Origin of the sequence: Vibrio diabolicus (assembly GCF_011801455.1) — a bacterium.
In the GTDB taxonomy this organism is placed as follows: Bacteria; Pseudomonadota; Gammaproteobacteria; order Enterobacterales; family Vibrionaceae; genus Vibrio; species Vibrio diabolicus.
Genome location: NZ_CP042451.1, coordinates 1,134,403 through 1,159,258 on the forward strand (window position 1 = coordinate 1,134,403; position 24,856 = coordinate 1,159,258).

The 24,856-nt window shown below is 44.3% G+C and carries 24 protein-coding genes; 18 read left to right on the forward strand and 6 right to left on the reverse strand.

Annotation, left to right across the window (positions count from 1 at the left end):
* Nucleotides 1-223 precede the first annotated feature (223 nt).
* The gene (gene rne / locus FR741_RS05350; RefSeq protein ID WP_167426377.1) at nt 224-3,307 is read right to left on the reverse strand and encodes a ribonuclease E; all 3,084 of its coding nucleotides are present in this window, start codon (nt 3,305-3,307) and stop codon (nt 224-226) included.
* Between the two features lie 639 nt (nt 3,308-3,946).
* On the opposite strand from rne, the gene rluC reads away from it, so the two are divergent.
* Complete coding sequence (rluC, locus tag FR741_RS05355) at nt 3,947-4,891, forward strand: 23S rRNA pseudouridine(955/2504/2580) synthase RluC (protein WP_005396975.1); 945 nt, start codon at nt 3,947-3,949, stop codon at nt 4,889-4,891.
* A 59-nt stretch (nt 4,892-4,950) separates the two neighbouring features.
* Here rluC and FR741_RS05360 read toward each other — a convergent pair whose 3' ends face one another.
* The gene (locus FR741_RS05360) at nt 4,951-5,532 is read right to left on the reverse strand and encodes a Maf family protein (RefSeq protein WP_005396976.1); all 582 of its coding nucleotides are present in this window, start codon (nt 5,530-5,532) and stop codon (nt 4,951-4,953) included.
* Between the two features lie 149 nt (nt 5,533-5,681).
* Between FR741_RS05360 and yceD the strand changes: the two genes are divergently transcribed.
* The 15 genes from yceD to FR741_RS05435 all read left to right on the forward strand — a co-directional run bounded on the left by yceD (nt 5,682) and on the right by FR741_RS05435 (nt 18,844).
* Nucleotides 5,682-6,206, forward strand: coding sequence for a 23S rRNA accumulation protein YceD (gene yceD / locus FR741_RS05365; protein WP_005396977.1), 525 nt, complete (start codon nt 5,682-5,684; stop codon nt 6,204-6,206).
* Between the two features lie 59 nt (nt 6,207-6,265).
* The gene (rpmF, locus tag FR741_RS05370) at nt 6,266-6,436 is read left to right on the forward strand and encodes a 50S ribosomal protein L32 (RefSeq protein WP_005396978.1); all 171 of its coding nucleotides are present in this window, start codon (nt 6,266-6,268) and stop codon (nt 6,434-6,436) included.
* A gap of 10 nt (nt 6,437-6,446) precedes the next feature.
* On the forward strand, nt 6,447-7,472 hold the full coding sequence (plsX, locus tag FR741_RS05375; RefSeq protein WP_167426378.1) for a phosphate acyltransferase PlsX: 1,026 nt from the start codon (nt 6,447-6,449) through the stop codon (nt 7,470-7,472).
* A 5-nt stretch (nt 7,473-7,477) separates the two neighbouring features.
* Nucleotides 7,478-8,428 (forward strand): beta-ketoacyl-ACP synthase III, encoded by a 951-nt coding sequence (locus FR741_RS05380; protein ID WP_005396980.1) that lies wholly within the window; start codon nt 7,478-7,480, stop codon nt 8,426-8,428.
* A 75-nt stretch (nt 8,429-8,503) separates the two neighbouring features.
* Nucleotides 8,504-9,427, forward strand: a complete 924-nt coding sequence (fabD, locus tag FR741_RS05385) for an ACP S-malonyltransferase (protein ID WP_012841591.1) — start codon at nt 8,504-8,506, stop codon at nt 9,425-9,427.
* A gap of 46 nt (nt 9,428-9,473) precedes the next feature.
* Nucleotides 9,474-10,208: a 3-oxoacyl-ACP reductase FabG gene (fabG, locus tag FR741_RS05390; RefSeq protein WP_031780596.1), complete on the forward strand. Its 735-nt coding sequence runs from the start codon at nt 9,474-9,476 to the stop codon at nt 10,206-10,208.
* A gap of 246 nt (nt 10,209-10,454) precedes the next feature.
* Nucleotides 10,455-10,688 (forward strand): acyl carrier protein, encoded by a 234-nt coding sequence (acpP, locus tag FR741_RS05395; RefSeq protein ID WP_004406112.1) that lies wholly within the window; start codon nt 10,455-10,457, stop codon nt 10,686-10,688.
* 93 nt (nt 10,689-10,781) lie between these two features.
* A complete protein-coding gene (gene fabF / locus FR741_RS05400; RefSeq protein WP_167426379.1) occupies nt 10,782-12,032 on the forward strand; it encodes a beta-ketoacyl-ACP synthase II in 1,251 nt (416 codons plus the stop codon).
* Between the two features lie 107 nt (nt 12,033-12,139).
* Entirely contained in the window at nt 12,140-12,955 is an 816-nt protein-coding gene (pabC, locus tag FR741_RS05405) for an aminodeoxychorismate lyase (protein ID WP_167426380.1), read from the forward strand.
* Nucleotides 12,952-13,968: an endolytic transglycosylase MltG gene (mltG, locus tag FR741_RS05410; RefSeq protein WP_134647374.1), complete on the forward strand. Its 1,017-nt coding sequence runs from the start codon at nt 12,952-12,954 to the stop codon at nt 13,966-13,968. The genes pabC and mltG overlap by 4 nt, the downstream gene beginning before the upstream one ends.
* Nucleotides 13,965-14,597, forward strand: a complete 633-nt coding sequence (gene tmk / locus FR741_RS05415; RefSeq protein WP_134647376.1) for a dTMP kinase — start codon at nt 13,965-13,967, stop codon at nt 14,595-14,597. Before mltG ends, tmk begins: the two co-directional genes overlap by 4 nt.
* Nucleotides 14,598-14,624: 27 nt before the next feature.
* Nucleotides 14,625-15,587 (forward strand): DNA polymerase III subunit delta', encoded by a 963-nt coding sequence (locus tag FR741_RS05420; RefSeq protein ID WP_048625758.1) that lies wholly within the window; start codon nt 14,625-14,627, stop codon nt 15,585-15,587.
* Nucleotides 15,578-16,345, forward strand: a complete 768-nt coding sequence (locus tag FR741_RS05425) for a TatD family hydrolase (RefSeq protein WP_005396993.1) — start codon at nt 15,578-15,580, stop codon at nt 16,343-16,345. The genes FR741_RS05420 and FR741_RS05425 overlap by 10 nt, the downstream gene beginning before the upstream one ends.
* Nucleotides 16,346-16,789: 444 nt before the next feature.
* Nucleotides 16,790-18,220 carry a PTS glucose transporter subunit IIBC gene (gene ptsG / locus FR741_RS05430; RefSeq protein ID WP_006743155.1) on the forward strand — a complete coding sequence of 477 codons (1,431 nt, stop codon included), beginning with the start codon at nt 16,790-16,792 and terminating at the stop codon, nt 18,218-18,220.
* A gap of 210 nt (nt 18,221-18,430) precedes the next feature.
* Nucleotides 18,431-18,844, forward strand: a complete 414-nt coding sequence (locus tag FR741_RS05435) for a hypothetical protein (RefSeq protein WP_167426381.1) — start codon at nt 18,431-18,433, stop codon at nt 18,842-18,844.
* Nucleotides 18,845-18,907: 63 nt separating this feature from the next.
* Here FR741_RS05435 and FR741_RS05440 read toward each other — a convergent pair whose 3' ends face one another.
* The 3 genes from FR741_RS05440 to FR741_RS05450 form a co-directional block, all read right to left on the reverse strand.
* Complete coding sequence (locus tag FR741_RS05440; RefSeq protein WP_005372963.1) at nt 18,908-19,003, reverse strand: MetS family NSS transporter small subunit; 96 nt, start codon at nt 19,001-19,003, stop codon at nt 18,908-18,910.
* Entirely contained in the window at nt 19,000-20,466 is a 1,467-nt protein-coding gene (locus FR741_RS05445) for a sodium-dependent transporter (protein ID WP_005398219.1), read from the reverse strand. Before FR741_RS05445 ends, FR741_RS05440 begins: the two co-directional genes overlap by 4 nt.
* Nucleotides 20,467-21,036: 570 nt before the next feature.
* Complete coding sequence (locus tag FR741_RS05450; protein ID WP_167426382.1) at nt 21,037-21,627, reverse strand: outer membrane beta-barrel protein; 591 nt, start codon at nt 21,625-21,627, stop codon at nt 21,037-21,039.
* Between the two features lie 127 nt (nt 21,628-21,754).
* Here FR741_RS05450 and cydH point away from each other — a divergent pair, with 127 nt between their 5' ends.
* Together cydH and FR741_RS05460 are read left to right on the forward strand one after the other, a co-directional pair.
* Nucleotides 21,755-21,847: a cytochrome bd-I oxidase subunit CydH gene (cydH, locus tag FR741_RS05455; RefSeq protein ID WP_005372970.1), complete on the forward strand. Its 93-nt coding sequence runs from the start codon at nt 21,755-21,757 to the stop codon at nt 21,845-21,847.
* Nucleotides 21,848-21,891: 44 nt separating this feature from the next.
* The gene (locus FR741_RS05460; RefSeq protein WP_005398215.1) at nt 21,892-23,043 is read left to right on the forward strand and encodes a patatin-like phospholipase family protein; all 1,152 of its coding nucleotides are present in this window, start codon (nt 21,892-21,894) and stop codon (nt 23,041-23,043) included.
* Between the two features lie 121 nt (nt 23,044-23,164).
* On the opposite strand, the gene pyk is transcribed toward FR741_RS05460, so the two are convergent.
* Nucleotides 23,165-24,607, reverse strand: coding sequence for a pyruvate kinase (gene pyk, locus FR741_RS05465; protein WP_005398214.1), 1,443 nt, complete (start codon nt 24,605-24,607; stop codon nt 23,165-23,167).
* Between the last annotated feature and the right edge of the window lie 249 nt (nt 24,608-24,856).

The following is a 24,856-nucleotide window of genomic DNA, read 5'->3' on the forward strand; positions in this document are numbered from 1 at the left end:
ATTAAAAGAGCAGCATCAGAATGGTGTCGAAAACTTGAGTCGGCGCATGCTACCGAAAAGTGTGATTAAGTTCAAGAATGATACGAATAATGGCGTACAAATGTGATCACGAATTGGTATTTATATGAACAATTTATTGGGCAGATATGAAGATAAAAAAGGCTACCAGATGGTAGCCTTTAATTTATTTATGCAGTTAAGCAGTTGAACGTAATGATTTAGCCTAGTTAAAGTTAGGCTTTGTCATCTCTGCCGATGCGCGGTTTTTAGCCACTTGGCTACCCGCACCTTTAGCTTGGTAACGTTCGGTTTTGAACGGTGCTGCTGCAACCGTGATTTCGCGTAGCTCTTGAGGGCCAGGTGCTTTTGTCATCGGTGCGCTAGCGTTTAGCTTAGCAGCAACTTTGATGGCTTCGACTTTAGGCTCTGGTTTAGCTACTGGCGCTTCGGCTGCAATCTCTTTTGCTGCTTCAACCACAGGCTCTTCAGCTGGTGCCGTTTCTACAATGGCATCAACCGGTTCAGCATGTTCAGTTGCAGGAGTTTCAACGATAGGCTCTACAGAGGCTGTTTCTACTACTGCCGATTCAGTTTTTTCTGCGATTACTGCTTCCACAACAGGTGCTTCTACTGCTGGAGATTCAACTTTCGCTTCAACTGTTTCTTGAACCTTTGATTCAACAACTGGTGCTTCTGTTACAACAGGTTGCTCGCGTCGAATAATCACTTTACCCATAGCCATTTCTGGGCAAGCAAAACCACCTTGCATTGTAGGTACTGCTGCTACTGCTTCTTCCTTAACTTGCTCTTCTTTCTTAGGTGCAGGTTTCGGAATGTAGCGTGGCATTACTTTACCCATAGCCATCTCAGGAGAAGCTACACCACCTTTACGCAGGCGGAACGGGTTAGGACGGCGATCGCGACCACGGCGACGGCGCTGGCCGCTTGCACGCAGGTGACGTGGCGAACGACGGTTACGACGTTGCTTAGACTCTGCTTGCTTGTTGTCTTGCTGTGCTTCTACCGCTGCTTCTGTTGGCTTCTCAACTTTGGTTTCAACCGTTTCTTGAGTCTTAACCGCCGTTTCTTCTGCTTTCTTCTCAACCGCTTCTTGGTCTTTAACGCGTACAGACTTGTTCAGTTTGCGACGTTGGCGACGCTCCTTCACTTTTTCTGCTTTCGCGTTTTGTTGCTTTGGTTTGCTCTCTTCTGGTTTTGTTTCAGTTCGAGCTTCCGCCGCTAGCTGCAGGCCTTTTTCCGCTACTTTTGCATTTGCTTTTTGCTCTTGGGCTTTGTCTGCTTGTTGAGCTTTAGGCTTACGCTTTTGGTTGCGGTTTTGCTGTTTATTGGTTTGTTGTTGAGCTTCGTTTTGTTCATTCGCTTGCTCATCACGAGGCTTACGACGACGTCGGTTATCACGGTTATCACGATTGTCGCGGTTCTCACGATTATCGCGTTGGTTGTTATTGCGACGACGATCATTGCGATCACGTTTGTTGCGTCGATTATCGCGATTTGGCTTTTTCTCTTCCTGAGGTTTCGGTTCTTCTTTTACTTCTTCAGAACCGCCGAATAGGAAACTACCAAGTGCTTTAAACAAACGGCTGAACAGTCCAGGTTTTTCTTCTTGTTCAACTTTCTGTTCTTTCTTCTTCGCCTCAGGGGCAGGTTTAGCTGCTGGTGCAGGTGCCGTTTGAGAAGGAGCCGCAAAGCCTTTAAGAACAGGTTCTTCGATTCGTTTAGGTTTTACGTCAACTTCCGCTGGCTCTTTACCTTCCGCTTCTTTCATTGCTTCCAGTTTTTTAGGAAGTAGGTAAGAAATCAGATCGAACTCTTCACCTTCACGAACACGGATAACTTCGAAGTGCGGCGTTTCCATGTCAGAGTTTGGAACAACCGTAATCTTCACTTCTTGAATGCGTTCGATATGGTTAACTGAACGACGTTTTTCGTTCAACAAGTAAGAAGCGATTGGCACAGGTACAACTGCGAGAACTTGCGCTGTATTGTCTTTCAGTGCTTCCTCTTCGATTAAACGAAGCACAGAAAGTGCTAGAGATTCGTTGTCGCGAACGACTCCAGTACCGCTACAGCGAGGACAGATGTGGTGGCTTGCTTCTGCTAGAGAAGGGCTTAAACGTTGACGTGACATCTCCAACAAACCAAAGCGAGAAATACGACCGATTTGTACACGAGCGCGATCAAGACGAACGGCTTCACGTAGACGGTTTTCTACTTCTCGTTGGTGGCGAACAGGTGTCATATCGATAAAGTCGATAACCACTAAGCCACCCAAGTCACGTAGACGTAACTGGCGAGCAATTTCGTCGGCTGCTTCTAGGTTCGTGTTTAGAGCTGTTTCTTCAATATCGCCGCCCTTGGTTGCACGAGCAGAGTTGATATCGATAGACGTTAGTGCTTCGGTTGGGTCAATAACAATAGAACCACCAGATGGCAGACGCACTTCACGTTGGAAAGCTGATTCAATTTGGCTTTCGATTTGGTAGTGGCTGAATAGTGGAACTTCGCCTTCATATTTCTTAACGCGGTTAAGGAAATCAGGGCGCACCAATTGAATGTGCTCTTTTGCACGTTCGTAGATGGTGTTGCTGTCAATTAAGATTTCGCCAATATCACGACGTAAATAGTCACGGATTGCACGAACGATAACGTTACTTTCTTGGTGGATTAAGAATGGAGCAGGGTTAGAGTCCGCTGCACCTTTGATTGCACCCCAGTGGTTAAGTAGTACATTCAAATCCCACTCAAGTTCTTCAGCACTCTTGCCAACGCCAGCAGTACGTACGATTAGGCCCATGCCCTGAGGCAGTTCCAAAGTACTTAATGCGGCTTTTAGTTGAGTACGCTCGTCACCTTCGATTCGGCGAGAAATACCGCCAGCACGAGGGTTGTTAGGCATAAGAACAAGGTAACTACCAGCAAGAGAAATGAAAGTAGTAAGAGCTGCGCCCTTGCTTCCACGTTCTTCTTTTTCCACTTGAACGATAACTTCTTGGCCTTCCGTTAGCACTTCTTTGATGCTTGGACGACCTTGGTAGGTGTAACCTTCAGGGAAATATTCGCGGGCAATTTCTTTGAGAGGGAGGAAACCGTGACGCTCGGCGCCGTAATCAACAAATGCGGCTTCTAAGCTTGGTTCGATACGTGTGATACGTCCTTTGTAGATATTCGCTTTTTTAGATTCATGACCTGGACTCTCGATATCAAGATCGAAAAGTCGCTGGCCATCAACCAGAGCGACACGCAACTCTTCTTTTTGAGTTGCGTTAATTAACATTCTTTTCATTGAAAATTCTCGTTGTCTTTTCTTTTATATCTTTCTTGTCGACTTGCCACTGTTTTTTCGCTCTTTCACGGTGCCTGATCCCATGGCTTGTATTTTGCAGCCTCCCGGCTGGAAGGGGATGCTCTCGGGCACTTCAGTCATCACAAGCCTCTTGTGGTTTCTGTTGGAAACGTAGACTTGTGACCCGCTATTTGGGCGGTAGGTACTCAACGTGAATATGCGAGGAGTAGGGTGGCAAGAGTGTTGAATTCGATGTGTCTCACGCCAATGCTGCACTCGACCTTCAACGATCTACTCACATTGCTTGAGGATAAATGATTGGTAATGAATAAAATGTAACCAAACCTTCCTTAGCAGCTGTGAACTATAGCAGTGCGCGTGGCTATCAGCAATCTGCTTTCACGCAAACGATAGAAAATTTGCCGCTAAACTCAAAATTTCTAATTTATAACTGGCTGTTTCATAAGCAATTGAGATGTGTAAACTGATCAAGACAGAAAACAAATTGAGAACTCGATTGAGAGTTTTAATAATTTAAACAAAAGCTTGGCGAAATTTAGACCAGTTTGTACTATCAAGTGTTTCTTTTACGACAAGAATAATGTGAAGTCGCGCGAAATTGAGTTTACAATACCGCCCATGAGCGAAATAAGAACAAAAGTCCAGTTCGTCGACATTGACGAAGATATGGCGGGTCAGCGCATTGATAATTTTTTGCGCAACCAATTAAAAGACATCCCTAAAAGCATGATTTACCGAATCGTGCGTAAGGGCGAAGTACGTGTAAATAAAAAGCGTATAAAAGCAGAGTACAAGTTAAAAGCAGGCGATCTCGTTCGTATTCCACCGGTGACAGTCGAGAAAAAAGATGACGATGTTGCGCCAAGTACGAAACTAAACAAAGTCGCAGAGCTGGAAGATATGATCATCTTCGAAGATGATCATATGTTGATTCTAAACAAACCATCTGGTACCGCTGTGCATGGTGGCAGTGGCTTAAAGTTTGGCGCGATTGAAGCGCTTAGAGCTCTGCGTCCTCAAGCTCGCTTTCTTGAACTTGTGCATCGTATTGACCGTGATACTTCAGGTATCTTGCTGGTTGCTAAGAAGCGTTCTGCACTTCGTCACTTGCAAGCCCAGTTTCGTGAAAAGACAGTGAAGAAGTTTTACTTAGCTCTTGTCATGGGACAATGGAAAAGCAGTTGTAAGGTTGTGAACGCGCCACTGCTTAAAAACGAAGTGAACAGTATTGTTCGTGTTAACCCTAACGGTAAGCCGTCTGAAACGCGTTTTAAGATTTTGGAAAAGTTTGAACAAGCAACATTGATTCAAGCGAGTCCGATTACTGGTCGAACTCACCAAATCCGAGTTCATACACAATATACGGGCCACCCAATCGCTTGGGATGATCGCTACGGTGACCGCCGCTTTGATGCTTACACAGGTCAAGTTGGTTTAGATCGTTTGTTCCTACACGCGGCAAACATCAAGTTCCAACACCCATCAAATGATGAGTGGATGGAAATCAACGCACCGATGGAACCGAAGCTAGAAAAAGTGTTGGCGGGTTTAAGAAACGCGTAACCATGTTTTCCTCGCGGATGCAAGAAGGGAGCCTGTGGCTCCCTTTTATCATATTTTGATCAAAGGACATCGAGTCCTTGAACATGCAACATATCAATCAAATCAATCAATGGTAGTCCGACAAGTGTGTTCGGGTCTTTCCCCACTAATTTGTTAAACAAACAAATTCCCATTCCTTCGCTTTTAAAGCTGCCTGCGCAGTAAAAAGGTTCTTCCCTGTCGACGTAGCGCTCGATTTGTTCAAGCGTCAAATCTCTAAAGTGTACTTCGAAAGAATCAAAGCCGACTTCTGTATGGTTTGTGACGGTGTTATGTACCGCAAGACCAGTATAGAAAGTGATGACTTTTCCACTTTGAGACAAAAGTTGATTTATTGCGTTGTCTCTATTTAAAGGTTTGCCAACGATTTCACCATTAATGACACAAACCTGGTCACTGCCGATAACTAAACTTGCTTTATCCGTCTGGCAAGATGTTGCTTTCTCTTGGGCCAATCTTTGCACCAGTTCAAGAGGCGTTTCCTGGTCAAACGGTGTTTCATCGCAATCAGGTGATAAACAAATGAACGGTAGTGAAAGCTTTTCAAGCAGTTGTTTACGAAAAGGGGAGGTTGAAGCTAAAACCAGTTGGTAATTTTTCATTTTGAATTACAATTCGTGGGAGCATTTCCGATAGGATAATCGATCAAAAATGATTCTGGCTAATGCTCTGTATGTTAAGCGTAAAAAAGTACAACTTTTTTGCCTTTTTCTTTGACTAATTTTGATTTGGAAGATAATATTCGCGCCCTATGCAAAAGGTAAAAATACCGCGAACGGTTGACCCAGCGAAAGCTGCACAGAAACGATTAGATTACGATGGAATCATCCAAGCTAGTCTTTTCAAGCGCTTAGCGGAAACAACTGAAGGCGTAAAACGCGACGCAGAAGTCTCATTGTCATTTGGGATGGATGAACAGCGACTCGTTGTTATCTCTGGTAAAGCTAACATCGAAGTCGATTTAGAGTGTCAGCGTTGTAATGAGGTATTCGCACATGAGTGCGAAGTTGAATTCCTTTCTACTCCTTACTACGGTGAGAAAACGGAACAGGAAGCACCAGAAATTTATGATTTGGTAGATCTAAATGAATATGGTGAATTAGACCTTATACAACTGGTTGAAGACGAGTTCATCTTAGCATTACCTCAAATTGCGATGCACGATGAAGCGGATTGTAGCGTTGATTCAAATAACATGGTTTTTGGTGAGATTCCTGAAGAAATTGAGGAAGAAAAACCGAATCCATTCGACGTTTTGAAAAGTCTGAAAAAGTAATAGGTGTGGTAACCGATTCTTCTTCAGGTTTTTAACCCAATAGTATAGGAGTAGGGTCAATGGCCGTACAGAAAAACCGTAAAACTCGTTCTAAGCGCGGTATGCGTCGTTCACACGATGCGCTAACTACAGCTGCTCTATCTGTAGACGCGACTTCTGGTGAAACTCACCTACGCCACAACGTAACTGCTGAAGGTTACTACCGTGGTCAAAAGGTTATCAACAAGTAAGGTTGAACCTTTGCAAAGTATTACCGTTGCACTTGATGCAATGGGCGGGGATTTCGGTCCACGCGTAACAGTGCCTGCCGCCGTGCAGGCACTGTCTCATTTCCCAGAGCTAAAAGTGATTCTTATAGGTGATCAATCTCTGATCACGTCTCAATTATCTCAACTCGGTACCTCGACCAGTTCCCGCTTGACTATTCTTCATAGTGAGAAAGTTATCTCGAACTCAGAAAAACCTTCATTGGCACTACGTAATAGCCAAAATAGTTCCATGCGTATGGCTATCGATTTGGTTTCTGAGCAGAAGGCGGATGCTTGTGTTAGTGGTGGCAACACCGGTGCATTAATGGCACTATCGCGTTTCATTCTTAAGTTACTTCCTGGTATTGAACGTCCTGCTTTAGTTTCAGCTTTACCGACGATTACTGGAAAGCGTACTTGGATGCTAGATCTAGGTGCGAATGTATCGTGCGATGCTGATAGTTTATTCCAATTTGCTGTAATGGGCAGTGCATTAGCAGAAGAACACTTAAGTTGTCCTCCTCGCGTTGCTGTACTCAATATTGGTGCAGAAGAGATTAAAGGTAACGATTTAGTCAAACGTTGCGCAGAAATGCTTTCTCAGACCGACGCGATTAACTTTGTTGGTTATATTGAAGGTAATCAAATTTTGCATGATGTTGCAGACGTCATTGTATGTGATGGGTTTGTCGGCAACGTATGCTTAAAAGCCAGTGAGGGAACAGCTCAACTTTTTATCGAAAAAATTAAAACCAGTATGATGGCGTCAACGATAAAGGGTTGGATTGCTAGAAAGTTGTTTTCTCGGCTATTTAATGAACTAAAAACACTGAACCCCGACCAGTATAACGGCGCAAGTTTGCTAGGATTGCGCGGCATTGTCATAAAAAGCCATGGAAGTGCGGATGTATCTGCGATTGTCAATGCACTTGGCGAGGCAGTACACGAGGTCAAACGACAAGTACCAAGCCGTATTAGCGATCGTTTGGAAGCGGTTTTACTCGAGAGGCATTATTAGTCTTCATGTATAGCAAAATTTTAGGTACTGGCAGCTACCTGCCATCTCAGGTGCGTACAAACGCAGATCTAGAGAAAATGGTAGATACAAGTGATGAGTGGATCGTTGCTCGCACGGGTATTAAAGAGCGTCGAATTGCTGCAGAAAATGAGACTGTAGCGGACATGGCATTCTACGCAGCTGAAAACGCTATCGATATGGCGGGTATTGATAAAAACGATATCGACCTGATTATCGTAGCCACAACGAGCAGTAGCCATACTTTCCCTTCATCTGCGTGTCAGGTGCAGGCAAAGCTTGGCATTAAAGGTTGTCCAGCTTTTGACTTAGCCGCTGCTTGTTCTGGTTTTGTGTACGCATTATCCGTTGCAGACCAACATATTAAATCGGGTATGTGTAAAAACGTACTTGTTATTGGTTCAGATGCTTTGTCTAAAACGTGTGATCCGACAGACCGTTCAACCATTATCCTATTTGGTGATGGTGCTGGAGCCGTTGTCGTAGGCGCTAGCCAAGAGCCAGGTATTATTTCTACCCACATATACTCGGATGGTCAATTCGGTGAGCTACTAAGCCTACCTGTACCTGAGCGTGGTCAAGATGCTGACAAATGGCTTCATATGGCAGGTAACGAAGTATTCAAAGTCGCTGTCACTCAGTTATCGAAACTAGTAAAAGATACGCTTGAAGCCAACAACATGCATAAGTCTGAACTAGACTGGCTAGTACCGCATCAAGCGAACTATCGAATTATTTCGGCAACAGCGAAAAAGCTTTCAATGTCTTTAGACCAAGTCGTAGTGACATTAGACCGACACGGGAACACTTCTGCGGCGACAGTACCGTCTGCGCTGGATGAAGCTGTGCGCGATGGTCGCATTAAACGCGGGCAGACTTTATTGCTAGAGGCGTTTGGTGGCGGTTTCACTTGGGGCTCTGCTCTGGTGAAGTTCTAAGTTTCACGAGAATTCAAAATTTAAGGTGCACTTGTTGCATCTTATTTCTTTTTACTTTGCTTAAAGGAAAACAACATGAGCAAGTTTGCTATCGTATTTCCAGGTCAAGGTTCTCAAGCTGTAGGTATGCTTGCAGAACTAGGCGAACAATATGACGTAGTAAAACAAACATTTGCAGAAGCATCTGACGCACTAGGTTACGATCTATGGGCGCTTGTTCAAAATGGACCTGCAGAAGATTTAAACGAGACTTTCCGCACTCAACCAGCTTTGCTAGCTTCATCTGTTGCAATCTGGCGTGTATGGCAGGAGCTCGGTTTAGAGCAACCAGCAAACCTAGCCGGTCACAGCTTAGGTGAGTATTCAGCACTTGTATGTGCGGGTGTGATTGACTTTAAAGAAGCAATCAAGCTGGTTGAATTACGCGGTAAGCTAATGCAAGAGGCGGTACCAGCAGGTACTGGCGCTATGTACGCGATTATCGGTTTGGCTGATGATGCGATTGCAAAAGCGTGTGAAGACGCAGCGCAAGGTGAAGTGGTCTCTCCAGTAAACTTTAACTCGCCTGGTCAGGTAGTTATCGCGGGTAGCAAAGATGCAGTAGAGCGTGCGGGAGCACTATGTAAAGAAGCTGGTGCGAAACGTGCGCTTCCTCTTCCTGTTTCAGTGCCATCACACTGTGCGCTTATGAAGCCAGCAGCGGAAAAACTTGCAGTAGCTCTTGAGTCTATCGAATTTAACTCACCACAGCTTCCAGTTATCAACAACGTTGATGTGGTCGCTGAAACAGATCCTGCAAAAATCAAAGATGCGCTTGTTCGTCAGCTACATAGCCCAGTTCGCTGGACTGAAACAGTCGAGCTTATGCACGAGCAAGGGGTAGAACAGCTTCTTGAGCTTGGTCCTGGTAAGGTTTTAACAGGTCTAACAAAACGTATCGTGAAAACGCTAACTGCAGCAGCAGTGAATGATGTTGCGTCGCTAGACGCGGCGAAGTAATCCATCAAGCGATAAAACTTGCGATAAGAAAAGGAAACACAACATGATGAATCTAGAAGGTAAGATCGCGCTAGTTACCGGCGCAAGCCGTGGTATTGGCCGCGCGATCGCGGAACTTCTTGTAGAGCGCGGTGCGACGGTTATCGGTACGGCTACTTCTGAAAGTGGCGCTGCTGCTATCAGCGAGTATCTTGGTGATAACGGTAAAGGTCTAGCTCTTAACGTGACTGATGTCGAGTCTATCGAAGCGACACTAAAAACGATCAACGAAGAATTTGGTGTGATCGATATTCTGGTGAATAACGCTGGTATTACTCGTGACAACCTATTGATGCGTATGAAAGATGATGAGTGGAACGACATCATCGATACCAACCTAACGCCTATCTACCGCATGTCTAAAGCGGTTTTACGCGGCATGATGAAAAAACGTGCGGGTCGTATCATCAACGTAGGCTCAGTTGTTGGTACCATGGGTAACGCAGGTCAAACTAACTACGCAGCAGCGAAAGCGGGCGTGATTGGTTTTACTAAATCAATGGCTCGTGAAGTTGCGTCTCGTGGTGTAACAGTGAACACTGTTGCCCCTGGTTTCATCGAAACTGACATGACAAAGGCACTAAATGATGAGCAACGTGCGGCAACGTTGTCGAACGTGCCAGCTGGTCGTTTAGGTGACCCACGTGAAATTGCATCAGCAGTAGTTTTCCTTGCTTCTCCTGAAGCAGCGTACATTACTGGTGAAACTTTGCATGTAAATGGTGGCATGTACATGGTTTAATGAGACAGTTTGTGCAAAATAAGCTATTTTACATTGTGAAAAATAGCCTATAGTTGCAGTTAACTGTCATAAACTTGTCATGCTTATGCGCAAGATTTGTGCATGATTTAAGTCAAAAATGTATTGAAATTCGGTTAAATTCGCTAATTTTGTGGTTTGACCAGCAAGGACCCCCTTGCAACTTTCAATAGTTCGAATAAACTACGGAATCATCGCATTAGGCGAAATCTGTAAAGGAAAAGAAAAATGAGCAACATCGAAGAACGCGTAAAGAAAATCATTGTTGAACAGCTAGGTGTAGACGAAGCAGAAGTTAAAAACGAAGCTTCTTTTGTTGACGATCTAGGTGCTGATTCTCTAGACACTGTAGAACTAGTTATGGCTCTAGAAGAGGAATTCGACACTGAGATTCCTGACGAAGAAGCTGAGAAGATCACTACTGTTCAAGCTGCAATCGACTACGTAAACAGCGCTCAGTAATTAGCTCTCCCAGGCGGTCTCCTAGACCGCCTGTGTTCTTTCTAACTTCTTCTATCCTCTCATAGAAATATTCAATTCCCGGAGAATTATATCGTGTCCAAGCGTCGTGTAGTTGTCACTGGCATGGGTATGTTGTCACCGGTAGGCAACACAGTAGAATCATCTTGGAAAGCCCTGCTAGAAGGTCAAAGTGGTATCGTGAATATCGAGCACTTTGATGCTACGAACTTCTCAACTCGTTTTGCAGGTCTTGTTAAAGATTTCGATTGCACAGAGTACATGTCTAAAAAAGATGCTCGTAAGATGGATCTTTTCATCCAGTACGGCATTGCAGCGGGTATTCAAGCTCTTGATAACTCTGGCTTACAAATTACCGAAGAAAATGCGGCTCGAGTTGGTGTTGCTATCGGCTCAGGCATTGGCGGTCTAGATCTGATCGAAACAGGTCACACTGCATTAGTAGAAAAAGGCCCTCGCAAAGTTAGCCCATTTTTTGTTCCTTCGACCATCGTAAATATGGTTGCAGGTAACCTATCTATCATGCGTGGTCTTCGTGGTCCAAATATCGCGATTTCTACAGCATGTACTACTGGCCTACATAACATCGGTCATGCTGCACGAATGATTGCGTACGGCGATGCAGATGCGATGGTTGCTGGTGGCGCAGAAAAAGCGTCTACGCCTCTTGGCATGGCTGGCTTCGGTGCAGCTAAAGCGCTATCTACTCGTAATGAAGAACCTCAAAAAGCGTCTCGTCCATGGGATAAAGGCCGTGATGGCTTTGTTCTAGGCGATGGTGCTGGCATGATGGTGCTTGAAGAGTACGAACACGCGAAAGCACGTGGCGCGAAGATTTACGCAGAACTGGTTGGTTTTGGTATGTCTGGCGATGCTTACCACATGACTTCTCCAAGCGAAGATGGCTCGGGTGGTGCACTTGCGATGGAAGCGGCAATGCGTGACGCCAACATCACAGGCACCCAAGTAGGTTATGTGAATGCTCACGGTACATCTACTCCTGCTGGTGACGTTGCAGAAATCAAGGGCGTGAAACGTGCTCTTGGTGAAGAAGGTGCGAAGCAAGTACTTGTATCATCAACTAAGTCTATGACTGGTCACCTATTAGGTGCAGCAGGCTCTGTTGAAGCAATTATCACGGTTATGTCTTTGGTTGACCAAATCGTTCCACCAACGATTAACCTTGATGATCCAGAAGAAGGTCTAGACATCGACCTTGTGCCACACACTGCGCGCAAAGTTGAAGGTATGGAATACGCTATCTGTAACTCGTTTGGCTTTGGTGGTACAAACGGTTCTTTGATCTTCAAAAAGTTCGCTGAGTAACACTATCTAACCTTATTTAGATAAGCGAAACTTGTATTCTAACGGCTCGATGCTTAGCATTGAGCCGTTTTGTTTTATTTGTTGTCTGCTAATTTGAAGGTACGCGAATGTTTTGGGTAAATGGAGTTCCACAAACGCATGTAGAACTGGGTGATCGCTCATTCCAATACGGCGATGGAGGTTTTACCACCATCCTGACCCAAAACGGAGAGTTGGTTTACTGGCAAGAACACATTGAGCGTATGAGGTCCTGCCTTGACGTATTGAAGATCTCTTCCCCTGACTGGCAAGTTGTGCATGCTTGGGCAAGCAAAGCGGCTTTATCTGATGCACAAGCTGGGGTGAAAATTCACGTTAGCCGTGGTATTGGTGGGCGAGGGTATAGTCCTAATGGGATTGAAGGCCCTATCGTGACTATCTCCAATTTTGCGTTTCCTTCTCATTACTCTTCTTGGCAAGAAAAAGGCGTGGATTTGGGCGTTTGTGAGACTCGTCTCGGGATTCAACCTTTACTCGCTGGACACAAGCACAACAACCGTTTAGAGCAGATTCTCGCCAAGGCTGAAATAGACGATACCGAGTTTGCAGATGCAATAACGTTAAATGTGCAAAACCATGTCATTGAAACTACAATGGCCAACCTTTTTTGGGTTAAAGGTAATAAAGTATTTACACCGGAGCTGACCTTATCTGGCGTTGCGGGCGTAATGCGTCGTAAGGTGCTTGAGCTACTAAAAGTAAGTCATATTGAAGTCATCGAGGGGCGTTTTATACTTCCAGATTTGCAGAGCGCAGACGAGGCTTTCATGTGTAACTCAATATTAGGTGTCGCACCAATTCGCAGCATAGTGGCATCTAACTCTAAGACTATATTTCCGATAGGAAAATTGACTCAACGACTGCAAGGGAATTTAACTACGTGATTAAAAAACTGTTGGCTTTTGTTGTGCTGATCGCAGTGATAGGCGCAGCAGCTGTTTTTTATATAATTTCACAGGCTAAACAATACGTTGAAAAGCCTATTCTATTGGAACAACCTCAGCTGTTTACTGTAGAAAGTGGTACAAGCTTTCATCATGTCATGCGCGCCTTAGTTGAAGATGAGGTAATTGAAACATCGGAGTACATCCGTTTAATACCTCACTTATATCCAGAACTGTTGCAAGTGCGAGCGGGTACTTATCAACTAGAGCCTGGTATGTCGCTTTCGCAAGCATTGGAGCACCTGAATACCGGAAAAGAATACCAGTTTGCGATCACTTTTGTTGAAGGCAGCCGCTTTTCTGAGTGGGTAGAGCAATTGAAAAGTGCTCCTTATTTAGAGCATGACTTAACCGATCTATCAGAAAAAGACATGGCAGCAAAGTTGGGTATTGAGCGAGAAAAGCTTGAAGGACTGTTTTTAGCAGAAACCTACCATTACACGGCGGGTGCAAGTGAAAGCCAGTTATTAAAACGAGCGCATCGAAAACTCAATAAGATTCTGGATGCTAACTGGGAAGCTCGTCAAGAAAAGCTGCCATTGCAAGACAAATATGAAGCCTTGATTCTGGCGTCTATCATCGAGAAAGAGACGGCCATTGACTCTGAGCGTGAGCGCGTCGCTTCTGTGTTTATCAACCGATTGAACAAACGCATGCGTTTACAAACGGATCCGACGGTTATTTATGGTATGGGTGAGGCTTACGACGGAAATATTCGTAAGAAAGATTTGCGCACGCCGACACCATATAACACCTATACCATCAATGGTTTACCTCCAACCCCAATCGCGATGGCAGGTGAAGCCTCTATTGAAGCTGCTTTGAATCCAGAAAGTAGCAACTATTTATATTTCGTAGCAAGTGGAAAGGGCGGACACGTATTTTCGAAATCCCTTGCAGAGCACAATCGTGCTGTTCGAGCCTATTTAAGAGAACTAAGAAAGAACAAATGATGAAAGCAAACTTTATTGTCGTTGAAGGCCTAGAAGGCGCGGGTAAAAGCACTGCGATTAAAACCGTTTTAGATACGCTAAAAGCGGCAGGTATTGAAAATATCGTAAATACCCGTGAGCCAGGAGGCACGCCGCTAGCAGAAAAGATGCGCGCTCTGGTGAAAGAAGAGCATGAAGGCGAAGAACTTAAAGACATGACGGAGTTGCTTCTTCTATATGCTGCACGTGTCCAGTTGGTTGAGAACGTGATCAAACCAGCTTTGGCGAACGGTCAGTGGGTGGTGGGTGACCGCCACGATATGTCGTCGCAGGCTTATCAAGGTGGTGGCCGTCAGATTGACGCGTCGCTAATGAAAAACCTTCGAGACACAACGCTTGGTGATTTTAAACCTGCTTTCACTCTCTATATGGATATTGACCCTCGCGTTGGGCTTGAGCGTGCGCGTGGGCGTGGTGAGCTCGATCGTATCGAGAAGATGGATATCAGCTTCTTTGAACGTACACGAGAGCGTTATTTGGAGATTGCTCATGCTGATCCTTCTATCATTATCATTAACGCTGAGCAGGCGATCGAAGACGTGTCGAGTGATATTCGGGACGCTCTTAACGAGTGGTTAGCTCGTCAATAATAAGTGAAACTTAAATTTAGGTGACTCATGTTAAATGATTATCCATGGTTGCAGCCAGTATGGGATAACCTCAAAGTAGGGCTAGAGTCGGACAGAGTACCAGGTGCGCTTTTATTGCAAAGCGAGCAAGGCTTAGGCATCGAAAAACTTATCGAGTTTTTTAGCCAAGCACTTCTTTGCCAAAATTACGCCAGTGAAGCGTGCGGTTTTTGTCATAGCTGTCAATTAAATCAATCACACAACCACCCAGATTTACACTGGATCAAACCAGAAAAAGAAGGAAAAGCGATAACGGTGGACCAAGTTCGAGCTTGCAACCGTCTTGCTCAGGAATCATCACAGCTTAATGGTTATCGCCTATTTGTTATAGAGCCAGCGGACTCTATGAATGAATCGGCATCGAATGCATTGTTAAAAACGCTAGAAGAGCCTGGGGCAAAGTGCTTGTTTTTGCTCGTTACCCACAATCAGGAGCGCCTGCTTCCAACGATTCGTAGCCGTTGCCAACACTGGGTTGTTGCGCCGCCGTCAACGGAACAAGCGATGCAATGGATGCGCGAACAAGGGGCGCAGCAAGTTCCTGCTTACGCCTTAAAACTGAATATGGGCTCTCCTATAAAAACATTGGATGCGTTAAATAATGGCGATCTCGATGCTTACTTGGCTTTTGAGCGCACTTTTATTAAGGCGATGTCTTCTCCTGCCTCAGACATTTCTGAGTGTGCTTCTTTAATGGCTAAACACTCGGAGCAATCACTAGACTGGGCGTGGTATTTACTAACAGACGCTCAGAAAGCGCAGTTTGGTGTATCAGAAGCACAAATGCTTCCTGGCGCTATAAAGTTTCAGCCGAACAACTACAACGGTTTGTACTCATCAGCGAAGGCGCTGATGGACCTCAAAGCTCAGGTGCAAGCCTTTCCTGGTCTAAACCTTGAGCTACTATCAATGAACTGGTTAATTGAATCACGAGAGGCATTATGTTCGTAGATTCTCATTGTCATTTAGACAAATTGAATTACGACGATCTCCACATCAATGTGGAAGACGTTATTAACAAAGCTAAACAAGCAAAGGTAACCGAGCTGCTTTCTGTGGGAGTTACGCTGGATTCTTTCCCTAAAATGATGGAAATGATTGAGCCTTATGAGAATGTTTATGCTTCGTGCGGTGTACACCCACTTGATGTTGAAAGCGACTTTTCGATGGACGTGCTACGTCACCACGCATCGAATGAAAAAGTCGTTGCCATTGGTGAAACAGGCTTGGATTATCATTATAAGCCAGAAACGGCAGCGTTACAGAAAGAGCGTTTTGAGCAACACGTTGATCTTGCGGTGGAGCTTAACAAACCTTTAATTATCCATACCAGAAACGCACGTGCGGATACTCTAGATATTTTGCGTAAGGGTGGGGCGGAGAAATGTGGTGGTGTTATCCACTGTTTTACAGAAGATCTTCCATTTGCTGAAGCTGCACTTGAGCTGGGGTTTTATATTTCTATCTCGGGGATTGTCACTTTCCGTCAAGCTACAGAGTTGAAAGAAGTGGTGAAGACTCTACCTCTAGAGAAGCTTCTCATTGAGACAGATTCTCCTTACTTGGCTCCAGTCCCTCACCGAGGTAAAGAGAATCAACCTGCTTATGTTGTCGAGGTGGCTTCTTATATTGCGCAACTCAAATCGTGCTCTCTTTCTGAAGTGGCACAAAAAACCACCGAAAATTTCCGAAATCTTTTTTTGCGATAAAAAATCAATAAGAGCATAAAAAAGGAGCGTATGCTCCTTTTTTGTTGATAAAAACAACAGATATACTCATGAGTTTAATGTTTACTAAAAATGTTGATTTAATAACATTCAAAAATCACAAATGTAATTTTGTTACTAAAAATAACATTGGAGCGTATTTTATTTACGCCTTAAAATTAATTATATAAATAATAAACTCTTTATAAAACAGTAATATAACTGCAATGCAAACCTTTTCATCAGCTGTTTTTGGGTGTGATCCAAGACTTGTTTTGAAACTAAATTTCGTAACTGTGTGGAAAGTTTGAGGGTCATCAATATATATTTAGAGCCGGAAAATATAATGCAGTTGTGGTTACATTTTCATTGGGTGCTAACCTTTAGGCTACGGGGGTGTGCCGTTAGTGCCCAAATAATACTTATAAATTTATCAGGAGCATAAACATGTTTAAGAACCTTTTTGCTAACCTGCAAAAAGTTGGTAAGGCGCTGATGCTTCCAGTATCAGTTTTACCAGTTGCAGGTATTTTATTAGGTGTGGGTGCTGCCCATCTAAGCTTTATTCCAGAGATCGTTTCTAATCTTATGGAACAAGCTGGTGGTTCAGTATTCGGCCAAATGGCACTTCTATTTGCAGTAGGTGTAGCTCTAGGCTTCACTAATAACGACGGTGTTGCTGGTCTTGCAGCAATCGTTGGTTACGGCATCATGACGGCAACGCTAGGTGTAATGGCGGGTGTTATGGGTGTTGAGAAAATCGATACAGGTGTACTAGGTGGTATCCTTGTCGGTGGTGTGGCTGCTTGGGCATTCAACCGTTTCTTCAAAATTCAACTTCCAGAGTATCTTGGCTTCTTCGCTGGTAAGCGTGCAGTGCCTATCATCACTGGTTTTGCAGCGATCATCCTTGGTGTTATCCTTTCTGTAATTTGGCCACCAATTGGCGGTGCAATCTCTGCATTCTCTGATTGGGCTGCGCACCAAAACCCACAACTAGCATTCGGTATCTACGGTGTTGTAGAGCGTTCTCTAATCCCATTCGGCCTACACCACGTATGGAACGTACCGTTCTTCTTCGAAGCTGGTTCTTGTGTTAACGCTGCTGGTGAAGCTCAAAACGGCGTACTAACTTGTTACCTAGTTGCTGATGAAGCATCTCGTGCTGCTGGTAATGGCTTCGGTCAGCTAGCGGGTGGTTACATGTTCAAGATGTTTGGTCTACCAGCTGCAGCAATCGCAATTGCTCACTGTGCTAAACCAGAAAACCGCGCAAAAGTAATGGGTATCATGGCGTCAGCTGCACTGACTTCATTCCTAACTGGTATTACTGAGCCTATCGAATTCTCATTCCTATTCGTTGCTCCACTACTATACGGTATCCACGCTCTACTAGCTGGTTCTGCATACATTGTTTCTAACACTCTAGGCTTTGTACACGGTACTTCTTTCTCTCACGGTTTGATCGACTTCCTAGTTCTATCTGGTAACGCTCAGAAGATGGGTCTAATGATTGCTGTTGGTCTAGTATACGCAGTGATTTACTACGTAGTGTTCCGTGGCGTAATCACAGCACTTGACCTAAAAACTCCTGGTCGTGAAGATGAAACAGAAAGTGCGGCAGCAACTTCTGGCTCTGACATGGGTGGTGAACTGGTTGCAGCGTTCGGTGGTAAAGCTAACATTACTGGTCTAGACGCATGTATCACTCGCCTACGTGTCGCGGTTGCAGATACAGCAGCTGTTGACCAAGACAAACTGAAACAACTTGGCGCTGCTGGTGTTGTAGTTGTTGCAGGTGGTGTACAGGCTATCTTCGGTACTAAGTCTGACAACCTAAAAACTGAAATGGATGAGTGGATCCGTAACCACGGCTAATCACCGTCATTCATAACAATGAATAAAAGGAGGCTTCGGCCTCCTTTTTTAGTTCCTCTCTCATTGCTAAAAGTGCTTTCTGAGTGTGATCCTAAACTCATCTTTACTTTTGCCAGTCTTTTCATACATCGCGCTTACTCATCGTTGACATATTGAAACACCACTATGTTTGAATAGCGCATGATGTTTTTTTAATAATTGATAACGTGTATGAAGAGCAAATTAATTTTATTAGCAGGACTAGTAGCAGGACTAGTTTCTAGTACCGCAATTGCGGCAAATGAGCCAACGAACTTGTCTGTTGGTATGGCTGTCGATCAACAGTTGAGTGTTGTTGTTGAGTTAGATAATAAGTATCGCGGCATTATCGGTAACGATGGTATGGCGTTTGATTACATCGCTAAACGTGGAACATTCGATCAAAACATGCCTGTGACCTGGTATGTTGGCGTTGGTGGTTGGTATGAGTGGGATGATGAGTTTGGCGTGCGTGTACCTCTCGGTGTGAACTGGGATTTATCACGCGGCTGGGATCTTTATGGTCAAATACACCCAGAGCTAGATCTTTACAAAGGTGCTGACTTACAACTTGGTGGTGCCGTTGGCATCAAATACAGTTTCTAGAATAAAAGAAACATAAAAAAACGCCGGTAAATACCGGCGTTTTTTGTTTGGAATGCAATACTGCTATTGTTTATCCATGGCTCGCTTGATACAAACGGCAGCGCCGCCCCAAGTGATACCTAAACCAATAACCATCATAATAATTGCGCTGATTGTCATTTCGCTGTCTCCTTGCGATTCACTGCGTTAATCACTAGACCAAAGATAAATAGTGCGGCGATAAGTGCCCAGCCTACAGTTAGATCATAACCACCGTAGCCTTCAGTAAATAAAGCATAAAGCTTAGTCGCTAAGATAATGGCGAGCATAATCGGTGTTACGAAGCGTAAACAGATCTCAAACCATTGACCAATAGAGAAATCAGAGCGCTCATTTACGTAATTACGTACTTCAGGCACGCGTTTCAATAGCCACGCCATCAATACAATCTCAACCAAGCCGCCTACCATAATGCCAACGTTGTTTGCAAAGTGGTCTACTAGGTCTAGCAGCAATAGACCGCCATTTGTTGCGAACGCCATAGAAACCACAAAACCAGTTCCAATTACAACGTTTGCAGCTTTTTTTCGGCTCCACTTTAGCTTATCGATGATGGCGGATGTTACGGCTTCCATGATAGAAATGTGCGAACTTAGACCAGCAACCACCAGTGCAAAGAAGAACAGAGGACCAAGAATATATGGTGCGGGTAATAAGTTAATTGCCGCAGGTAAAGTAACAAAAGCAAGGCCAACGCCTGCAGATACCACTTCTGTTAGCGGTTTACCTTGTTCTTGAGCCATGTAACCCAAGACAGAGAAGATCATAATACCAGCTAGGATGGAGAAGCCACAGTTGATCAACACGGTCATAAACGCGTTATTCGTGATGTCTGATTTTTCTGGCAGATAACTAGAGTAAGCCAGCATGATCGCGAAGCCGATGCTTAGGGTAAAGAAGATCTGACCGTACGCAGCTGCCCATACTTTCACATCCCAAATTTTGCTGAAATCGGGTTCAAACATGTAGTTAACGCCATCCAAAGCTCCTGGCAAGAAAACCATACGTCCGATTAAAAAAATCACCATCAAGAATAGTATTGGCATCATGATTTTAGATGCGCGCTCAATCCCTGATTTCACGCCTTTGGCAATGGCGGTATAAGTAATGGCCCAAGCAATCACCATAGATAAGGCTATCTTCCATTGAATACTGCCTAAGTCTGTTGGTGAGTTGTCACCTAACTTTAGGTACTCGCTAAAGAAAAATGCGTTTGTATCGGTTCCCCAACCTTGAGTGAACGACAACCCAAAGTAAGAAATTGACCAACCGATAACTGCAACATAGTAAACGGCGATAACTGCTGCAACACCAACTTGGAACCAGCCAAGCCATTCAAATTTAGAATGAATTTTCGCTAGCGTTTTTGGTGCTGAGCCTCGGTACTTTTGTCCCATACTGAACTCAAGGATCATAAATGGAATACCGGCCGTGATCATGGCGAAAATGTAAGGAATAAAAAATGCGCCGCCACCGTTTTCATAGGCCATATATGGAAAACGCCAAATGTTTCCCAAACCGATAGCAGACCCGACTGCTGCTAAGATGAATCCCGCTCGGGATCCCCATTGTTCTCGCTTCATATTTGACTCCTATACGACTCCCTGAGGAATGAAGCTCTCTCCGTAACACAGTAATATTTGCGTAAACTGTTGGAAGAAAGGACCGCTGTTATCTATCAGCTTTTCTATCCTTAATTCTAGCTTATTATAATTTTCTAGAGCTATATTCTGGTTACTGTGAGAGAAAGTAGATTATTAATCTTAAAATTTTGATGTGTGTTTGATAAAACTGAAATATTTATCTGTTTTCACTAATCAGACTAACTTCTAATAATACTTAGCGCAATAGAATCTAAATGTTAACTCAGATGCGTTGTCTGGTTTTAATCTTGTTAAATTTGAGTTTGATTATGGTTTTGTGTGGGGGATTGGTTGGTTGTATGGAATAAATGACTAGAATCCAATAATCGACTTGGTGTTTAAAACTATTTTGATGAACTAGGGCGTACGGCTATCTTTTGCGCACCCCGCTAGAGAATGCTTCGTTACTTTTCTAAGCGATGATTTTTAGATGATATTTTCTATCTGCTTTGTGTAGGACTCGCCCAGCACTCTTTGTGGCGAGCCCTACGAAGTGAAGTGTACAAAAAATTAGAAACGGAAACTAAAACCAATATTTGATTGGAATTGGTTCATCCAATCGGTATCGAACTTAATGATGCAGTTTGAGCCGTCATTAGGTAGGGTGCAGGCTCCAGAGGTATCGTTATCAACGACCGTTCCCAACCATCTCAATTGGGCTGTCAACGCAAAGTTCTTTGAAAACTCATATTCCAGCCCTGCAAAAGCGCTAGCCGAAAATCCGTATTTTTTGTCTACCCAATCAACATCGGTGTAAGAGGCTCCCAAGCCAACACCAATATAGGTTTGCCAGTTTTCTGCAACAGGGTAGTACATGCTGCTTTGAAATTGCAGGTAATGGATGTCTGCCGAATTTGATAACTTTTCAAGTTCTGTTGATTGGTTGGAGTAAAATAATCCAATTCTTCCTTTCTCAAGAGGCGTCTCGATTGAAAGTGCGTAGTTCACTGCGGGATCGAGGTCGTATGTATTGCCACTTTCGTCTTCTACTTGACCGCCACCTGTATAGCCTATGAATGGAGTAACGATAATATTGGCTTGTGCACTTACCGCGGTGCTGAGCAGTATGCTTCCTACCAGCCAGCTGAGTTTTTGGTTCATGTCCTATCTCCTTATTATGACTAAGCTAATTGTGATGGGTTAGTCAAAATTGCGCGACTAAATTAAGCAAATCTTGAACATATTTCACACTGGTGTTATTAATTTGTTACATATCAAGGAGGTGTTTATGGAACACGATCTAAAATCCGCGTTAATCATCGTGGTGACTGTTTTTGCAGTACTTTTGTCGTTTGGCATCATTGCGATTACAACGGCTTAAGATAACTACTTTTACCAAACGTTTTAACAAAATGGCGTGAGCCTATGATACGTAACAGCGGTATAATCACAGAAAGCCACACTGAGCTTGATGTCAAAGTTTATGAGCATTTCAGGCATGGAAAAACTGCTTTAGTCACGCAAGGTGGCGGGCAGAGAGGGATTTTTACCGCTGGCGTATTAGACGCATTTTTACTTTCCAACTTTGATCCTTTCGATGAATTCTACGGTACCTCTGCTGGGGCACTCAATTTATGTTCTTACTTATGTCGTCAACACGGTATGGGCAAAGCTTTTATTACCGAGCTGACAACGTCTCCCGAATTTTTTAATCTGTTTCGTTATATTCGAAAGCAGCAGTACTTGGGTTTAGAGTGGGCGTTAGAGCGGATTCAAGATTTCCCTTACAAGCTCGATCTTGATTTAGGCCGCAGTGCACTAGGAGGACGAGGTGCGTTTGCAGCGGTAACAAATGTAGAGACGCTATCGGATCAATATTTACCAATCTTGGGTGACACGTGGTTTAACACCATGTTAGCAACATGCGCGATTCCTAAGTTGTACCACGGACCTGTCGACGTTAATGGCAATAAGTTTGTTGATGGTGGTGTGTCGGCTTCTATCCCTGTTCAAGAAGCGTGGCGTCAGAATGCTCGCAACATTATTGTCATCCGAACAGAACCGTTCTCGGAGATTGAAGCGAGAGCGCAAAGTGAAGTAGGGGATGTGCCTGTCGAGTGGTATCGAGAGTCTATTAATTCGGTGCAGCAATCATGGCAGCAAAAAGTGAATCGATGGAAGTTGGATTGGGCTTCGTTCTTCCAACAAAAAATTAATGCCGCCCATCAATCGAAGCTTGCCGGAAAAATGCTATTGAATGGAGGCCGTTGGTTGTTCGGTGCTGATAATTTGTATCGTTTAAGCCATTTAATCGGTGAGAATTTTGACTCAGGTTTAGCCGACATGCTGATGATTCACTATCAAACATTTGAGCTCACTCAGGCCTTTATATCTGCTCCACCTGACGATACTTTCATTTTACAAATCGCGCCTAAAGAGGGGCTTCGTTCTTCTTCTTTGTTAAGTGACCAAGAATCACTAGAGCATGATTATCAACTCGGACTTCAGGCGGGGTTTAATCTGGTTCAACTCTATGACCAACTGAATATTGAAATTGATGGCAGAGAGAGTGCATAACCTTTTGTATTAACGACATAAGCTAAATACAAAGTGAAGTGTAAATAAATGAGGCTCCGTTTTCGGAGCCTCATTCGTGTGCGTACCTAATCTCTGTGATTAATAGGGTTAGGTATAAAGGTTATGCTTGCAGAATTCGCATGCAGTTGGTTGAACCAACGACATCCATTACATCGCCTTGAGTGATCATGACTAAATCACCCTTGTGCAAGAATCCTTGTTCTTTAAGGCTGGCAATCGCAGCTTGAGCTGTCGGTAAACCTGCATCACTTTTTGACTCGAAATATACCGGTGTCACGCCTCGGTATAATGCAGCTCGATTGAGCGTGGATTCATTACGTGATAAGGCAAATATTGGTAAGCCAGAGCTTAAGCGAGACATCATCAACGCTGTTCTGCCAGATTCTGTTAACGAGATCATCGCTTTAATTCCTTCCATGTGATTCGCAGAGTACATGGTTGCCATTGCGATGGTTTCTTCAGCGGTTTCGAAGGTGCGATCTAAGCGATAAGTGGATAGGCTTGCCTCAGACATTTTTTCTGCGCCCACACATACCTCGGCCATGGATTTGACCGTTTCTACAGGGTATTTACCTGCTGCGGTCTCTCCAGACAGCATCACTGCGTCAGTGCCGTCTAGAACCGCATTGGCCACGTCCATCACTTCAGCACGCGTCGGCATCGGGCTAGTAATCATGGACTCCATCATTTGTGTCGCAGTAATTACGATGCGGTTTAAACTGCGTGCGCGGCGAATCAGCTTTTTCTGGACGCCAATAAGTTCAGGATCGCCGATTTCTACCCCCAGATCGCCACGCGCTACCATCACCACATCGGATGCGAGAATAATATCGTCAATAGACTCATTAGTCGCGACGGTTTCTGCTCGTTCGACTTTAGCCACCAACATGGCTTCGAGGCCTGCATCTCTGGCTAGGCGTCGAGCGTAATGCATGTCTTCGCCGTTACGTGGGAACGAAATAGCAAGGTAGTCCACTTGAATTTCTGCGGCGGTAAGAATGTCGGCTTTATCTTTCTCTGTGAGCGCATCGGCTGACAGTCCGCCGCCTTTTTTGTTGATACCTTTATTATTAGATAGTGGGCCACCAACAATCACACGGGTATGCACTTTATTGCCTTCGACGCTGGTGACTTGCAGTTGAACGCGTCCATCATCGAGTAACAGAATGTCGTTTGGTGACACATCTTGCGGCAGTTCTTTATAATCTAGCCCTACGGACTCTTGGTTGCCTTCACCTTTTGGTAAATCACTGTCTAATGTGAATTTATCGCCCACATTTAACATGACTTGGCCGTCTTTAAAGGTCGATACGCGGATTTTAGGGCCTTGCAAGTCACCAAGAATTGCAACCTGACGCCCAAGTTTTGCCGCAATAGTACGGACTTTTTTGGCGCGTTGAATGTGGTCTTCACTGGTTCCATGTGAGAAATTCATACGGACAACGTTTGCACCGGCTTTGATGATCTCCTCAAGTACATTGTCCTTATCCGTTGAAGGACCAAGCGTGGTGACAATTTTTGTTCGTCTTAGTTTGGAAGTCATAGATTCTCCGATGAATGTATGTGTAAAGGTAACTTGAACTCTATCCTTACTTTCCTCAATCGCTCTCAAGGTCTGCCTCGTTGCTGAGCCCACACCTTAAAGCTGCTTGAGTATAAGTATATGCACAGAATGTTTACATTAAGAGTAATCCCGGTAAAACAGACAGATAATCCATAGGCTTCAGCCCCTATTGATGAGAATGCGCTGGTGTAACAGGAGTTACTTCATAATTTAGTGAATAAAAATAAG

Excerpts from the sequence above, each read along its gene's own strand:
- rne (WP_167426377.1), bottom strand. The coding sequence starts at position 3,307 with ATGAAAAGAATGTTAATTAACGCAACTCAAAAAGAAGAGTTGCGTGTC.
- rluC (WP_005396975.1), top strand. The coding sequence starts at position 3,947 with ATGAGCGAAATAAGAACAAAAGTCCAGTTCGTCGACATTGACGAAGAT.
- FR741_RS05360 (WP_005396976.1), bottom strand. The coding sequence starts at position 5,532 with ATGAAAAATTACCAACTGGTTTTAGCTTCAACCTCCCCTTTTCGTAAA.
- yceD (WP_005396977.1), top strand. The coding sequence starts at position 5,682 with ATGCAAAAGGTAAAAATACCGCGAACGGTTGACCCAGCGAAAGCTGCA.
- rpmF (WP_005396978.1), top strand. The coding sequence starts at position 6,266 with ATGGCCGTACAGAAAAACCGTAAAACTCGTTCTAAGCGCGGTATGCGT.
- FR741_RS05380 (WP_005396980.1), top strand. The coding sequence starts at position 7,478 with ATGTATAGCAAAATTTTAGGTACTGGCAGCTACCTGCCATCTCAGGTG.
- fabD (WP_012841591.1), top strand. The coding sequence starts at position 8,504 with ATGAGCAAGTTTGCTATCGTATTTCCAGGTCAAGGTTCTCAAGCTGTA.
- fabG (WP_031780596.1), top strand. The coding sequence starts at position 9,474 with ATGAATCTAGAAGGTAAGATCGCGCTAGTTACCGGCGCAAGCCGTGGT.
- acpP (WP_004406112.1), top strand. The coding sequence starts at position 10,455 with ATGAGCAACATCGAAGAACGCGTAAAGAAAATCATTGTTGAACAGCTA.
- pabC (WP_167426380.1), top strand. The coding sequence starts at position 12,140 with ATGTTTTGGGTAAATGGAGTTCCACAAACGCATGTAGAACTGGGTGAT.
- tmk (WP_134647376.1), top strand. The coding sequence starts at position 13,965 with ATGATGAAAGCAAACTTTATTGTCGTTGAAGGCCTAGAAGGCGCGGGT.
- FR741_RS05420 (WP_048625758.1), top strand. The coding sequence starts at position 14,625 with ATGTTAAATGATTATCCATGGTTGCAGCCAGTATGGGATAACCTCAAA.
- FR741_RS05425 (WP_005396993.1), top strand. The coding sequence starts at position 15,578 with ATGTTCGTAGATTCTCATTGTCATTTAGACAAATTGAATTACGACGAT.
- ptsG (WP_006743155.1), top strand. The coding sequence starts at position 16,790 with ATGTTTAAGAACCTTTTTGCTAACCTGCAAAAAGTTGGTAAGGCGCTG.
- FR741_RS05435 (WP_167426381.1), top strand. The coding sequence starts at position 18,431 with ATGAAGAGCAAATTAATTTTATTAGCAGGACTAGTAGCAGGACTAGTT.
- FR741_RS05440 (WP_005372963.1), bottom strand. The coding sequence starts at position 19,003 with ATGACAATCAGCGCAATTATTATGATGGTTATTGGTTTAGGTATCACT.
- FR741_RS05445 (WP_005398219.1), bottom strand. The coding sequence starts at position 20,466 with ATGAAGCGAGAACAATGGGGATCCCGAGCGGGATTCATCTTAGCAGCA.
- FR741_RS05450 (WP_167426382.1), bottom strand. The coding sequence starts at position 21,627 with ATGAACCAAAAACTCAGCTGGCTGGTAGGAAGCATACTGCTCAGCACC.
- cydH (WP_005372970.1), top strand. The coding sequence starts at position 21,755 with ATGGAACACGATCTAAAATCCGCGTTAATCATCGTGGTGACTGTTTTT.
- FR741_RS05460 (WP_005398215.1), top strand. The coding sequence starts at position 21,892 with ATGATACGTAACAGCGGTATAATCACAGAAAGCCACACTGAGCTTGAT.
- pyk (WP_005398214.1), bottom strand. The coding sequence starts at position 24,607 with ATGACTTCCAAACTAAGACGAACAAAAATTGTCACCACGCTTGGTCCT.